This window comes from Pseudomonas sp. NY15372 (genome assembly GCF_048068215.1).
GTDB lineage: Bacteria > Pseudomonadota > Gammaproteobacteria > Pseudomonadales > Pseudomonadaceae > Aquipseudomonas > Aquipseudomonas guariconensis_A.
Map to the genome: position 1 here is coordinate 1 of NZ_JBLUPY010000078.1, position 1,376 is coordinate 1,376.

The 1,376-nt window shown below is 66.5% G+C and carries 1 protein-coding gene; it reads right to left on the minus strand.

Features of this window, described 5'->3' with window-relative positions; genetic code table 11:
- Positions 1 to 41: 41 nt before the first annotated feature.
- The coding region (gene mcpA / locus ACNFG0_RS22810; protein ID WP_416766521.1) for a methyl-accepting chemotaxis protein McpA at positions 42 to 1,376 on the minus strand (1,335 nt) is incomplete at its 5' end.

Genomic DNA, 1,376 nt, shown 5'->3' on the forward strand with positions numbered 1-1,376 from the left:
GCAGGACCGGTGGGAGCCGGCTTGCCGGCGATAGGGGCGCCTCAGATCCTGAAGCTGCCCACCAGTTGCTTCAAGCGCCCCGCCTGCTGGCTCAGGGCATCGCAATGGCGCAAGGTCTCGTTGAGGTTCTCCACCCCTTGCTGGTTGAGGCTGTTGATCTGGGTGATGTCCAGGTTCAGGCTCTCGACCACCGCGCTCTGCTCCTCGGTGGCAGTGGCCACCGACTGGTTCATGCCGTCGATCTCGCCGATGCGCTGGGTCACGCTGGCCAGGCGCTCGCCGGCCTGGTTGGCCACCTGCACGGTCTGCTCGCTGGACACCTGGCTTTCGTTCATGGTGTACACCGCCTCGCGCGATCCCACCTGCAGGCCGGTGATCATGCGGTGGATCTCCTCGGCCGATTCCTGGGTACGGTGGGCCAGGTTGCGCACCTCGTCGGCCACCACCGCGAAGCCACGCCCGGCCTCGCCGGCACGGGCCGCCTCGATGGCAGCGTTGAGCGCCAGCAGGTTGGTCTGCTGGGAAATGCCCTTGATCACATCGAGGATCTTGCCGATCTCGTCGGTGCTCGCGTTGAGCGCCTCGATCTGCTCGCACGACTCGCTGATCTTCTGCGACAGCGCGGTCATGGCGTTGATCGCGTCGTCCACCACCTGGCGGCCGTCGTTGGCCTGGTCGCTGGCGCCGCTGGCATGTTGCGAAGCGTCGGCGGCGTTGCGGGCGATCTCCTGGGTGGCGGCGCCCAGCTGGTTGATCGCCGCGGCGACGCTGTTGGTGCGCATGCTCTGCTCCTCGGAGCCGATGATCGAAGCATTGGAGGCGTTGACCACCTTCTCCGACAGGTCATGCACCAGGCGGGTGGCCGAGGACACCTCGCTGATCGAGGCGTGGATACGCTCGACGAAACGGTTGAACGAGGTGGCCAGCTCGCCGAACTCGTCCTTGTGCTGCACCGCCAGGCGGCGGGTCAGGTCGCCTTCGCCCTCGGCGATGTCCTGCATGGCGCGGCCCATGGTGGTCAGCGGGCGCATCAGCACCGGGATCAGCAAGCCCAGCAAGCCGGCGATGGCGGCCACGGCGATGAGCATGGCGATGATCGCCGAGGTGCGGAATTGGCTCAGGCCGGCGTAGGCCTTGTCCTTGTCGATGGACAGGCCGATGTACCACTGGGCCGAGGGCAGGCCTTGCACCGGGGCGAAGGAGATGATGCGGTCCTGGCCGTTCAAGGTGACATCCTGCATGCCCGGCTCGACCTTCAAGGCGGCATCGGGGTAGATGTCCTTGAGGTTCTTCATCACCTGGTCCTTGTCGGGGCTGACGATCACCTGGCCGTTACGGTCGGCGAGGAAGGCGTGGCCGATGCCGCCGAAGTCCAC